We start from the raw sequence: 12,468 nt of genomic DNA, 5'->3' as shown, positions 1-12,468 counted from the left end.
TATGGTACAAACAGAGTCTTTAAGCCAGCAGGCCATAGCTTCTGTAAACAAGGGAAAACTGGCTTTTTGCAAGTTTCTGTCCGCCAATGATACCGGGCTGACGGGCGGTCATCAGTGTGGAATTTATGTTCCCAAGCCTGCTTATTCCATTATCTTTGATGAAAAATGCGTCAAGGGCGAGAATAAGGAACGACTGGCCAAAATTCGCTGGATGGATGATTTTGAGACAGAAAGTAAGTTCACCTATTACGGAACGGGCACCCGTAATGAATACCGCATTACCCGCTTTGGCCGTGGCTTTGACCTCTTGAAGCCGGATAACACCGGGGCATTGGTGGTTATCGTCAAGCTGGATGATGAGGATTATGAAGGTTGGGTGCTGGAAACCGAGGACGATATTGACGAATTCCTGGATTATTTCAGTTTGTCCCCTGCAGAAACTGGCCGCCTGATTGGAACGGAAATGCTTTCTGTTGACCAGCAGGAAGAAAAGAAGCTGGCGAAGATGGATGCCTTTGTCCATGCCCTCCAGGGCGCCTTCCCGAAAGCCTTTGATATGTCAAAAGCTGCCCGCGATATTTACAATGATGTGTATGACCACATGGAAAATATCGTGCAGAAGCCTGACCAGGAATTGCTGGCCTGGAACAATATGGAATATGACCTGTTCCGCCGTATCGAGGAAATACAGTACGGTGATGTAATCCGGAGTGGCTTTGACTCTATGCAGGACTTTATCGACACCGCCAACAGCGTGATTAACCGCCGCAAAAGCCGTGCGGGCAAGTCTCTGGAATATCATTTGGAAGCAATTTTTCAGGGAAATAAGCTCACCTATGAGCCGCAGGTAGTCACAGAAGAAAAGAAACGCCCGGACTTTGTTTTCCCTGGCGCCAGCGCCTACCATAACCCGAAATATCCTGCTGACAAGCTGGTTGTGCTGGGCGCCAAGACGACCTGTAAAGACCGCTGGCGTCAGGTCATCACTGAGGCCGACCGGGTAAAGACAAAGTATTTGTGTACGCTGCAGCAGGGAATTTCCCCCCAGCAGCTCCATGAAATGAAAAGCGAAAACGTGGTACTTGTAGTGCCACAGCCGTATATTAGCACCTACCCGAAAGAGTACCGGGAAGATATTTTCTCGCTGGCGAAGTTTATCCAGCTGGTGCAGGAGAAAACTGCAGTATGATTTAAGGAAAAGAAGATGGACGTATTAACCCGTAAGCAGCGCCATCATAATATGAGTCGCATTCGTGCGGTCGATACAAAGGCGGAAGTTGTATTGCGTAAAGCACTCTGGAAAAAGGGCCTGCGCTGTCGTAAAAATTATGCAGCTCTGCCGGGAAAACCTGATATTGTTTTGACACGTCAAAAAATCGCTATCTTTGTGGATGGCGATTTTTGGCACGCGCGTGGTCATCAGGATAATCCTGGCGAACAAGTGGCTACCAATAAGGAGTTTTGGCAGAAGAAACTTGCCCGCAACGTGGAGCGGGATAAGGAAGTCAATGACGAACTGACTGAAGCAGGGTGGCTGGTTTTGCGATTTTGGGAAAAGGATATATTAACGAATCTGGAGAAATGTATAGAAGAAATAGAGAAATACATATAGCCCGAATTGCAATAATAAGTTGAACACCCGGCGAACCTTTATGCAGTAAGCACTGTAAGCATGTCTTCCCCAAAGCACTCCTCGGGTGTCTTATAGCCGAGTATCTTTCTTGGCAGGGTGTTGGCCCAGCACTCTACTCTGGAAATGTGTTCCACGGGGTAATCCTGGATTTTCTTCCCTTTGGGAAGAAATCGACGGAATAAGCCGTTGTGATTCTCATTCGTTCCTTTGTCGCTGGAGCAGTACGGATGCGCATAATAGATCCGTGTGTGACTTAGTTTCTCCAGCTCTGACAGGCTAGAAAACTCACTGCCATTGTCTGTCGTAATGCTGAGGAACACTCGGCTGAAACAGTCGCGGAACATTCCATCTTTCAATTTGCTGAAGGCTGCTATTACAGAGGCACTTTCCTTGTTGGGCAGTTTTCTGATGAGGGAACAGCGTGTCTTGCGCTCAACCAGAGTCAGCAGTAACTCGTCCTTTGAGCGAGATCCCAGTACAAGGTCACACTCCCAATGCCCGAAACCTCGACGCTCATCCACAGAAGGATCGCGTTCATCTATGCTGCGGCCGAACTTCTTCTTGCGCTCACGAACCCGCTTCCTGGCGTTTTTTCGCTTGACGCGCAAGGGCAGGTCAATACTCTTGATTTTTCCTGGGAGTCCCAGCGTGACATAGTTGTACAGGGTTTTCGTACAGACCATCTCGCCACGTTGAAATTCTCCCGTAACCAGTGCCCTGCCAAAGCAGGCATCGAGCGACCAGTGATGTTCCTGAAGTCTCTTCTGCACATAGTCGAGGAATGCTCCCTTTGCTATCGCGTCGCATTTGCGACCACAGTTTTCGCGATGCGCCTCATAGGTGCTTTGCCCGTCTGCTGCGCGATAGCGTTCCACCTTGCCGTTATAGCAAAGAACCTTGCCACGCTTCACCTCGTTGCGTACTGTATTGACACAGCACCCAATCTCACGGGCTATGCTCCGATACGATTGCTTGTCGCGGAGACGCGTTTGGATAATGACTCGTTCCTCAAAAGTTAAATGAGACCCTTTTTTGCGTAACGCATCCGTGGTAAAATGATTTTGATCCATAGTGATTCTCCTTTGTGTTTTTGTGCAACTACATTTTACCACAAGGGTTCGCTATGGATTTTTAAGTGTTCAACTTAATTATACAATCCGCTCAGATTATCTGGATATCTGTGATGTAGGTTTGTCAATGATGTGAGACCGATAAAGGTTATCAATTATGAGACATTCCCATAGATGTAATGGCGCATCTGCAGGTTCAGACCATCCAATGAGTAGAAGTGCAGATAAATCCGTGTTTAGCCTGAGCTTTCCGTAGAGTTCGCGGGGGGGTTATGTCAGGGGTTCGACGGACAAGGTTCAATACCCACATGATTTCTTCGTTGGTATGTGCTCTGGGATGTACGGTATGGGGGCGATGCGATCGGTCAGCGAGAGATTCTGGCGTACCATCATAACGCTTGTTCCAGCGCATGAGGGATGCTTTTGAAATTTTATAGCGACGACAGACGAACTCGATATCCTTGGCTGAGCGATAGAGGGTGACGGCGTGAATGCGCGTCCCAATTTCATGTGGCAAATAACGCTTCTGATGTGGTATGATAGACATGGCGATCGGGTCTCCTTTTGTAGAAGTTTGTTGCAACCAATATTCTACGGGATTCGGTCGCTTTTGTATATCCCTCCAGTCTCACATCTATTGTAAACCTACAAGCGCGGGCAAAGTCCCGTGCCAATTTTCTTGTATTCCCTTCTTATTTTATGGTAGAATGATTATTATGTGAGTTCGTAGAAGTTGCAATCAGATAAGGTATGCTCTGGGACATTGTCCCAAGGATACTGCAAAAGACTCGGAACTTAGTCGTAGCAAGGCTTCTCGGTATTCGCACACGAATACACTTTTTTGAACTCCTCTTAGGCGTTTCAAAAGGGAAAAGTGTGTTTGTATCAACAATATAAGACAATTGGAGGATTTATTTTGTCAGCATTAAGCGAAGAACTCGATAAGGAAATAAAGAAGCGTCGTACGTTTGCGATCATTTCTCATCCGGATGCCGGAAAGACGACGCTGACCGAAAAGTTGCTGCTTTATGGCGGGGCTATTCATCTGGCCGGTTCGATTAAGTCGCGCAAGACGCAGCGTCATGCGGTGTCCGACTGGATGGAAATTGAAAAGCAGCGTGGTATTTCGGTTACTTCCTCGGTTCTGCAGTTCGATTATGACGGGTGCCGTATCAACATCCTTGATACACCGGGCCATCAGGATTTTTCGGAGGATACATACCGTACGCTTATGGCTGTCGATAGTGCGGTCATGGTTATCGATGTGGCTAAAGGTGTCGAGGCACAGACGAAAAAACTGTTCAAGGTCTGCAAGCAGCGTGGTATCCCTATCTTTACATTCGTTAATAAGCTGGATCATTATGGTAAGCTGCCGATTGACATTATGGATGAGATTGAACAGGTTCTTGGCATTCGCTCTTATCCGATGAACTGGCCGATCGGACAAGATGGACAGTATCTTGGTGTCTATGATCGCCGCAACGACAAGGTGCTGCTTTTCGCTGACGATACGACGCATGGACAGGAAACTCGTATTGCCGATATCTATGAGCCGGATGATCCGGAGGTTATCGAACGTGTGGGTGAGGAAACCTGGCAGGCGCTCAAAGACGATATCGATCTCCTTAATGAGGCCGGTGAAGCATTTGACAGGGAAAAGGTCGATGCCGGTGAATTGACGCCGATGTTTTTCGGGTCTGCTATGACGAATTTTGGCGTACAGGATTTTCTGGAAGGATATATTCGTATGGCCCCGACGCCGCAGCCGCGCAGATCATCGGATGGGCTGATCGCGCCGGATGATGAAAAGTTTTCAGGCTTTGTGTTTAAAATTCAGGCCAATATGAATCCGGCGCATCGGGACCGGCTGGCTTTCATCCGTATCTGCTCGGGGAAATTCGAACGCAATATGGAAGTCTGGCACGAGCGCAGCGGAAAGATGATCAAACTGGCTCAGCCGCAGCAGTTTTTGGCACAGGACCGTCAGATTATTGATACGGCTTATCCGGGGGATATTGTCGGTTTGTTTGATCCGGGTGTGTTCGGGATCGGCGATACGGTCTGTGATGCGGCGCATAAGTTTAAATACGCAGATTTTCCGGTATTTCCGCCGGAGAAATTTGCAAGGGTTCAGGCCAAAGATACTATGAAGCGCAAGCAGTTCGTCAAGGGGATGGAGCAGCTTACGCAGGAAGGGGCGATTCAGCTTTTCCAGCAGGCTGGCGCCGGCATGGAGTCCTATATTGTCGGTACGGTGGGAACGCTGCAGTTTGAGGTATTGGAGTATCGGTTGAAAAACGAGTACAATGTCGATATTGAAATGACGATGCAGCCGTATGAGGTTGCGCGCTGGATGGCCTATGAGGATGGTCGGGAAGTGACTCCGGCTGAGTTGAAGGGGGCAGACCGCGGGATGTTTGTTTATGACCGCGATCACAATCCGGTTCTGCTTGTCAGCAATGAGTGGGCGCTCGGATGGATTACGGACAACAATCCGGATCTGCTGCTCCATCATGTGCCCTTTGATAAGAAAGAGGCTTGAGAATTGAGTCGGAAGACTGGAAAGTTTCATGTATAAATGATATAATCCAGTGTGTTATATGGCTCCTTGCTATCCGGGGGGCCTGTATGTATTTTGCAAAGCGGACAGGAGGCCGGCTGTGGCAGCCTGTTTTTGCTATAGGCGGTGTTTCCAATTAGTAATCAGGAAATAAAACAAGAGAAAAAATCCAGTCGGGGAGAGTCGTTCCTGAAGGGGACCTTTATCCTGACGGTGGCAGGCTTCGTCGTCAAGGTTATCGGCTCTTTAAATTGGATTTTTGTTTCCCGTATCCTTGGCGGTGAGGGAATCGGCCTGTATCAGATGGCCTTTCCCATTTACTTTTTTGCCATGACGGTATCGCAGGCCGGTGTGCCGGTGGCTATTTCCATCATAACGGCAGAAAAGGTGGCGCTGAAAGATATTCTGGGCGCACGCCGGGTATTCCATATTTCTATGGCATTGATGGTCGTTACCGGTTTGGTTTTTTCTTTTTTGACTTACTTTGCTGCGGATTGGCTCATAGAATGGCAGTTTGTACGTGATCCGCGGGCGTATAAGTCGATTGTAGTGCTTGCGCCAACGGTGTTTTTTGTTACTTTGCTGGCCAGTTCGCGTGGTTATCTGCAGGGGTGGCAGCGGATGACGCCAACGGCTGTTTCGCAGATTGTCGAGCAGATTTTTCGTGTCATTACGATGATCCTGCTGGCTGAGCTGCTCCTGCCTTGGGGGCTGGATTATGCTTCGGCCGGTGCTTCTCTTGGCGCTTTGGCCGGGGCGGTAACCGGGCTGATGGTTCTGGTTTATTTTCATTGGAAGCTGGATCGGGATATCGAGCGTGATTATGGCAATGATCTGCAGCCGCTGCCCGGTCAGGAAAGCGAACCGGCCTGGCAGATTATCCAGCGCATCTTTAAGCTGTCTCTTCCGGTATCAGCAGCGAGTATCATGCTGCCGGTGGTGTCCAATCTGGATCTCATGATTGTGCCGCAGCGCCTTGAAGTAGCCGGGTATAGTGTCAATGAAGCAACGGAACTTTTCGGTTATCTGACGGGTATGGCTGTGCCGCTGGTCAATTTGTCCTGTATTATTACGGCTTCCATGGCAATGAGCATTGTGCCGGCGATCTCAGAGGCGCGCGCGCTTCGTGATATGAAGCGGGTGTATAGTCAGACTGCTGCTTCTGTCCGTATTTCGAACTTTGTCTGCTTTCCTGCTTTTGTGATCGTATTCGTGCTGGCTACGCCGATTTCGGCGCTGATTTATAATGCGCCCGGCGCCGGCCCGGCGGTCATGATTTCTTCGTTCAGCATCATCCTGCTTGGCCTGCATCAGGTTTCGACGGGGATTCTGCAGGGACTGGGGCATCCGACGATCCCAATGGTGAATATGATTCTGGCAGCAGCAGCTAAGGTGATTCTGAACTGGGAGCTCACCGCTCTTCCATGGCTTGGCATCATGGGTGCAGCCTGGGCTACTGCTGCCGATATGGGCGTCGCTGCCGTTATTAATTTGATTTTTATCTATAAGTTTATCGGTTATCGCATGGAGCTTCCGCAGTTGCTGAAAACGATGGCCGCTTCGGCCGTCATGGCAGCCGCCGTGTACTTTTTCTATGAATGGACCATGGCCTGGTGGCACATTGGTGTATTGTCCACTTTTGGCGCAGTGTTTTTCGGCTGTGCAGTTTATCTTGCTGTTATGCTGCTGGTCGGTGGTCTGCTGGAGGAGGATCTTGAGCGCATGCCGATGATCGGCCGTATCGGGATCCGGTTTCTGCGGCGTATCGGTGTATTCCGTACCAGAGATGATGGACAGGATTAATCGTTTATGCGGTTCGTTTTTCAGGAGGAATGAGGATTGAAGAAACTGGTTCTTTTTTATAATCCGGTTTCCGGCCATGCGGCCTTCAAGAATAAATTGGACTGGATGATCGAAGCCTTCCAGCGCCGCGGCATTTTATTGCTGTTGTATCGTACGAAAAAAGAGGGCAATGAAGAGTTTGCGTCGTTTGTCCGTGCCGTACAGCCAGATGGCATTCTGGCCGCCGGCGGAGACGGAACGGTTCATGAATGTGTGAACCTTATGGTGCGTCATGGACTGAATATTCCTATTGGAATTATTGGCAGCGGAACGTCCAATGATTTTGCTACTTATCTGAAGATCAATGAGGATATGGAGCGGTATTTTGATTGCATTGCCGACGGCAAAACCAAGCGTATGGATCTTGGCCGGGTGGGAGAAACGTATTTTATCAATGTGGCGAGCGCGGGGATGATGACGGGGATTGCCCATGAAGTGGATGCCCGTCTGAAGAATGCTTTAGGGAAAATGGCATATTATATCCGGGGCATTGGAGAGCTTCCAAAATTTCATGCGGTACCGCTTCGCATATCGGCAGATGAACGCCGCTATGAGCTGGAGGCGTTTCTGTTTGTTGTTATCAATAGTGCGGTGGTGGGAAGCATGCGGAATGTTGCGCGCGATGTTTCCGTTACGGACGGAAAACTGGATCTTCTAGCTATCCGTAAGTGCGGACTTCCGTCGCTTATGTCGATCACGGCAGATCTGATTGCAGGGCGCCCGGTATCGGAGAAAGAGCAGGTCCTTCATCTTCAGGCGGCTGATTTTTATATTGAATCTGCTGAACCGATGGAGAGCGATCTGGATGGAGAGGCCGGGCCGATGCTTCCTCTTCGGATCGAAACGGTGCCTGCGGCTATTTCTGTTTTTTATGAAGGATAAGGAGGAGCTGCGCATGGGGAGAAAGTCGTATGTGGAACATACAGCGGTAACCGTTCAGGATATCGATTGGAGTGTACGTTTTTTTGTTCAGGTGTTTGGCATGAGTGTAACGCGTCAGAAGGAAAATCATGGACATCTGTCGCAGGTCTGGCTGGATGGAGGTATTCAGCTGGTCGCATCGCCGGAGGATCCGGCGGTTGGAAGGCCGCATCATCTTGGCATAGTCGTTCAGGATTTTTCCGCTGTGCGACGGGATATGCTCCGTTGGGAGGGCGTTCATCCCATGGAGGGAAAGCCGGAAAAATGGCTTCAGCTTCCGGATGGGCTGGTGTTGGAACTGTTTCAGGAAAAATCAGGTGCTGTTGAGCAGGTGCTGGCTATCTCCGTCAAATAAAAGGAAACCTAGTCAGGGGGAGTTTGGGCTGCCCTGACTCTGATTGAATGAATCCAGGGAGTTACGGGTGCTTATCTCCGTTATCACCGGATAAATAGAGACAGAAAAGCTATCCGGTCAGGCAGGATCCCGGATAGCTTTTTTGCGGCTGGGCTATGCAGATCTCATTCGGGGAAAAAGCGCGGCGACTGTTGAAAATCATTGCGGAATGGTCCGCCGGAAAGAAGCAGATTTCTTAGCTCGGTAGCCATGGTATCGATGGACAGCTGCCGCTGCAGAGGGAGGAGATGCTGCTGCCCTTCCGAACGCTGCCGGCTGGTCAGGAAGGAACTGGTCTTGGTAACGGTCGGAATGGAGGAGATGGCTCGCATGTTGCGCAGGATCTTTCGTCCTGTCGCATTTCCTGCCAGAACGCGCGCATAGAGCGGCCCGTATTCATCCATATCGTGGATTGTTTTTTCGGATAATCCGAGCAGGAGATACAGCAAAAGACGCTGGATCCGGCTGCGGGGATAACGCTTTGTAGCGGCTGAACGAAGAATATTCTCTGTATGGCTGGCGGCAAGAACCGCAGATTTTATGCGGTATTCCAATCCTTCGCGGATTCCATAAGTTTTGCGCAGTTCGGAAAGCTCCGATCGGATCATCAGGAGCTGAAGCGGAATCAGAAAACGGTCGTAGGCCGGCAGTTCGTTTTTATTCAAGGCTTCGATGCGTTGCCAGACTTCTGACGGGACTGCGTTTTGGATGGCCCGGCACTGTGCCGCGGACATCTGGCTGATCAGCAGGGACCCTTCGGTTTGAGCCGCCAGAACGGAAGCTCTGTGCAATGCCGTGCGGATCGCGGAAGCGCTGGCTCTGCAGGCATGGAGATCGTTGTCGTGGTAGGCTGCGCCCTGACGCTGAATGAGCAGCGGCTGTATAGACGGCGTGTCAGACAGCGCACGCAGATATTCTATCGCCAGAATATTATTCGGCTGGCGGAGCAGCAGTGGGGAAAGACGGCATCGCTCCGCCAACTCCCCGGACAGTGCGGCTGCATAAGAGCAGCCTGCGGCGATTTTTTTGTGTATGCCGTTTTGAACCGGGGTGGTATCTATGGCAGCGGCCGCCTTTTGCAGATCGGTCAGGCAGTCCGTTTCGGCACCAAATGCAAGCGTGTGGACAATGGAGAGACGTTGCAGGAGTCGGATGCCGCCCCGGGCGAAATCTTGAGCGCTGCGGCAGGCGAAGACGAAGGGAAGCTCGAGAACCAGATCGCAGCCTTCCCGGACGGCGAGTTCAGCGCGTGTCCACTTATCCAGCATAGCAGCCTGTCCGCGCTGGCAGAAGCTGCCGCTCATGATGGCGATGATTGCCGACTCCGGGATGGCTTCCCGTATGCGGCGAATCTGGTATTGGTGACCGCAATGAAACGGATTGTATTCAGCAATAATGCCGGTGACGTGCATGATGTATCCCTCCTGATCCATTCTGCTTATCAGTTTATCATTTGCTGTGCCATTCGTCTAATCGAATCGGCTTCGGCGCAGGTTGTTTTTCCAAGGCGGGAAATATGCTATACTAAAAAGTAATCATGGAACAAGGGCGAACGGGAGTATCAATATGGAGAAGAAAAAAGTAGTTGTGGCTATGAGCGGCGGAGTGGACAGCTCTCTTACAGCAGCTCTTTTGAAGGAACAGGGCTTTGAGGTGATCGGAATCACCATGCGGCTCTCAGAGGAAAGCCGGGATTTTTCCTGCAATGATCGGGGATGCTGCAGTCTGGCCAGTGTTGAAGATGCGCGCCGGGTGGCCGAAATCATCGGGATTCCCCATTATACGGTAAACTTTAAGGAAGCGTTTCAGCGGGACGTTATTGATTACTTTCTGATGGAATATGCACGGGGAAGGACTCCGAATCCGTGCATTGCCTGCAATCGCTATATGAAGTTCGGCCTGCTGATGGATAAAACATTGGAGTTGGGCGCGGATTATCTGGCCACCGGACATTATGCCCGCATCACCAGAGAAGACACAGGAAGGTATCTGCTGCGCAAGGGGATTGATGTACAGAAGGATCAGTCGTATGCTTTGTATCATCTGACCCAGCGCACGTTGGGGCGCTTTCTCCTGCCTTTGGGCGATATGAAAAAGACGCATACGCGAGAGCTGGCAGAACGTTTCAATCTGCCCGTGGCACATAAACCGGACAGTCAGGAAATCTGCTTTGTGCCGAATGATGACTATAAGGCATATCTGAGGGAGAATATGCCGCAGTGTCTGGTCCCCGGGGATATCGTAGACCGTCAGGGACATGTACTGGGGCATCATGAAGGGGTGCCTCTTTATACGATCGGGCAGCGCAAGGGGCTGGGGATTGCGGCCGCTGAACCGCTTTATGTCGTAGCACTGGACATGAAGAAGAATCAGGTGGTGGTTGGCAGATCCGGGGAGGTTTATGCCGGAGGTCTCGTAGCCGGTGATTTGAACTGGATTGCCTTCGACGCGTTGGAAAAGCCGATGCGGCTCTCTGCCAAGATTCGTTATGGAAAAAATGAAGCAATGGCGGAAGTTTCCATGCGTCGTGACGGGCGGCTGCTGGTGAAATTTGACGAGCCGCAGCGGGCGGTTACCCCCGGGCAGTCCGTGGTATTTTACGATGAGGATATTGTAGCAGGCGGCGGCATCATCGAAGAAGTATGCCAGCACGTCTGAGAATAGAAAGAGGAAAAGGATGAAAGAAATCATGGAAAGCAAAGAAGGAGCCGGGAAAGGCAAGCCGGCTCCTTCGACAAAAAAGAAGGCATCGCTCACGCTTCATTCGAGCAAGGAAACGGTGGCGATCCTGTATGATATTGAAAATTCTCCGTTTGAAATGCTGAATTATACGCTGGGGAAGGCAAGAAGGTATCAGCCTTGCCGCACCATTGTGGTTTCAGACTGGGAAGCACGTCCGGAGCAGAAGCGCTGGGAGCGCCTGATGCGCAGGCCGGGCTTTACGTTTCGTCAGATCAGCCGGACGTATCTGGGAAAGAATTCGCTGGATTCAGCCATTTATGATTCGGCGAAAATCCTTTATCAGGAGGGGGTTCGCAAGTTTTTCATCATCACGACGGATTCCGATTTCGTGCGGATCGCCGAGCTGCTGAACTCTGAGACGCCGTCTTATATCATCGGAGTCGGTACAAAGCAGGCCAGTGAAGTGCTACGCAACGCCTATAACGAGTTTTTTGTTTATCCGCCGGAGGAAAAGAAAAAGGAAACATCGAAGCTGACGAAGAAAGACGGAGGAAAGAGCATGACGGAAAAGACGGGCAGCGAAACGGGACAGGAATTGGAAAAGAAAGGTCGGAAAAAGGAGAAAAAAGGAGCCGAAAAGGCAGAAAAACCGGCGTCAGAGGGCAGTGTGTCAAAAGGACCGGCGAGAAAGAGCGGAAAAGAACAGAGTTCCGGCAAAGAGAGCCGGAAGCAGGGCCGGTCGGATCGAAAGACTTCCGTCGTCAGGGAAGAACCGATGGCAGAGAAAAAAGATAGTTCTGCCGAAAATGGACTGCTGTCCATACGGCTGCCGCGTTCTCTGCGCCGTTCTTTAGAGGGGCGCAGAGAGGAAGAAGGCGTTTCCATGGATGAACTGATTACATATCTGCTTATGCGCGGGTTGTCTCAGTAAATGAAGGAGAATCGTGAATGAAGCGAAAAGAACAGGTTTTATTCTATCAATTCCGGGATGCGGCAAAACTGGAATTGGCCCGCAGTGTTCTTCGACGGATGGGAATTGCTACAAAGATTCTGCCGGAGAACGCCTGGCGTGAAAAGGTTGGCTACCTTTTAGGGGCAGGCGGATTTAAAGCATCTTCGGCAAAGGATGACGGTGAATTTTCCTTTCCGCATGAGGTTATGATTTTGCAAAATATCCGGAATAAACGCCTGGACGAAGTACTTCGGGCTTTGCGTGAAGCGGGCGTGCCGCCAATTCCGTTCAAGTCGGTGGTTACTCCGTTCAATACTCTGTGGACGCTGCGGCGTCTCTGTGAGACCATGCAGAAGGAGCATGCCTTTATGCTTAGGCAGGGGGAGAAAGGTCAGAAAGCAGAACAGTGAATGA

The 12,468-nt window shown here is 50.5% G+C and carries 11 protein-coding genes; 9 read left to right on the top strand and 2 right to left on the bottom strand.

Translation table 11 applies throughout. From position 1 onward, the window contains the following. Position 1: 1 nt before the first annotated feature. A complete protein-coding gene (locus FYJ78_RS10855) occupies positions 2-1,189 on the top strand; it encodes a type II restriction endonuclease (RefSeq protein WP_154621405.1) in 1,188 nt (395 codons plus the stop codon). Positions 1,190-1,204: 15 nt separating this feature from the next. After that, entirely contained in the window at positions 1,205-1,612 is a 408-nt protein-coding gene (locus FYJ78_RS10850; protein ID WP_154621404.1) for a very short patch repair endonuclease, read from the top strand. A gap of 38 nt (positions 1,613-1,650) precedes the next feature. Here the strand turns inward: FYJ78_RS10850 and FYJ78_RS10845 are convergent, their stop codons facing one another. Then, entirely contained in the window at positions 1,651-2,703 is a 1,053-nt protein-coding gene (locus FYJ78_RS10845) for an IS30 family transposase (RefSeq protein WP_154621403.1), read from the bottom strand. A gap of 916 nt (positions 2,704-3,619) precedes the next feature. On the opposite strand from FYJ78_RS10845, the gene FYJ78_RS10840 reads away from it, so the two are divergent. The 4 genes from FYJ78_RS10840 (at position 3,620) to FYJ78_RS10825 (ending at position 8,381) form a co-directional block, all read left to right on the top strand. Next, positions 3,620-5,245 carry a peptide chain release factor 3 gene (locus FYJ78_RS10840; RefSeq protein WP_154621402.1) on the top strand — a complete coding sequence of 542 codons (1,626 nt, stop codon included), beginning with the start codon at positions 3,620-3,622 and terminating at the stop codon, positions 5,243-5,245. Positions 5,246-5,389: 144 nt separating this feature from the next. Further along, entirely contained in the window at positions 5,390-7,066 is a 1,677-nt protein-coding gene (locus FYJ78_RS10835) for a putative polysaccharide biosynthesis protein (RefSeq protein ID WP_328597710.1), read from the top strand. Positions 7,067-7,102: 36 nt separating this feature from the next. Continuing rightward, positions 7,103-7,987, top strand: coding sequence for a diacylglycerol/lipid kinase family protein (locus FYJ78_RS10830; protein ID WP_154621401.1), 885 nt, complete (start codon positions 7,103-7,105; stop codon positions 7,985-7,987). A 13-nt stretch (positions 7,988-8,000) separates the two neighbouring features. Continuing rightward, a complete protein-coding gene (locus FYJ78_RS10825; protein ID WP_154621400.1) occupies positions 8,001-8,381 on the top strand; it encodes a VOC family protein in 381 nt (126 codons plus the stop codon). A 164-nt stretch (positions 8,382-8,545) separates the two neighbouring features. Here FYJ78_RS10825 and FYJ78_RS10820 read toward each other — a convergent pair whose 3' ends face one another. Further along, the gene (locus FYJ78_RS10820) at positions 8,546-9,853 is read right to left on the bottom strand and encodes a tRNA(Met) cytidine acetate ligase (RefSeq protein ID WP_154621399.1); all 1,308 of its coding nucleotides are present in this window, start codon (positions 9,851-9,853) and stop codon (positions 8,546-8,548) included. Positions 9,854-9,986: 133 nt separating this feature from the next. Between FYJ78_RS10820 and mnmA the strand changes: the two genes are divergently transcribed. From mnmA to FYJ78_RS10805, 3 genes are read left to right on the top strand one after another with little or no spacing between them, the layout of a single operon-like run. Next, positions 9,987-11,078 (top strand): tRNA 2-thiouridine(34) synthase MnmA, encoded by a 1,092-nt coding sequence (mnmA, locus tag FYJ78_RS10815; RefSeq protein ID WP_154621398.1) that lies wholly within the window; start codon positions 9,987-9,989, stop codon positions 11,076-11,078. A 19-nt stretch (positions 11,079-11,097) separates the two neighbouring features. After that, a complete protein-coding gene (locus FYJ78_RS10810) occupies positions 11,098-12,033 on the top strand; it encodes an NYN domain-containing protein (protein ID WP_235900015.1) in 936 nt (311 codons plus the stop codon). A gap of 17 nt (positions 12,034-12,050) precedes the next feature. Further along, positions 12,051-12,464, top strand: a complete 414-nt coding sequence (locus FYJ78_RS10805) for a DUF3783 domain-containing protein (protein WP_154621397.1) — start codon at positions 12,051-12,053, stop codon at positions 12,462-12,464. The last annotated feature ends 4 nt before the right edge of the window (positions 12,465-12,468 follow it).

The organism is Wylensekiella montiformis (assembly GCF_009697385.1).
GTDB lineage: Bacteria > Bacillota > Negativicutes > Selenomonadales > Selenomonadaceae > Selenomonas_A > Selenomonas_A montiformis.
This window is presented reverse-complemented; position numbering and strand designations above follow the sequence as displayed.